Consider the following 309-nt stretch of genomic DNA (forward strand, 5'->3'; position numbering starts at 1 on the left):
AACACGGTGGGCGTGGTCGTTCAAATAAATATACTGACTTGGCAATTGAAACTTGCCTGACACTTCGGTCTGTCTTTAATTTGCCACTTCGAGCACTTGAAGGGTTCGTTAATTCACTCCTCAATTTAATGGATGCACCTATTCACTCCCCTGGTTACAGCTGTTTGTGCAAGCGAGGAAAGACACTAGATGTTCAATATCGAACCAAGCCAACCACGCAGGGATTTATTGATATTGTTGTCGATAGCACTGGCCTAAAAGTTTATGGTAATGGCGAATGGCATACCCGAAAACACCGAGCCAGCAAGC

The 309-nt window shown here is 44.7% G+C and carries 1 protein-coding gene; it reads left to right on the forward strand.

The window, feature by feature from the left end; genetic code table 11:
* Nucleotides 1–309 (forward strand): transposase (locus N477_RS22355; RefSeq protein WP_196760681.1); only part of this gene is annotated, 309 nt, incomplete at both ends.

Origin of the sequence: Pseudoalteromonas luteoviolacea H33-S (assembly GCF_001625695.1) — a bacterium.
In the GTDB taxonomy this organism is placed as follows: domain Bacteria; phylum Pseudomonadota; class Gammaproteobacteria; order Enterobacterales; family Alteromonadaceae; genus Pseudoalteromonas; species Pseudoalteromonas luteoviolacea_B.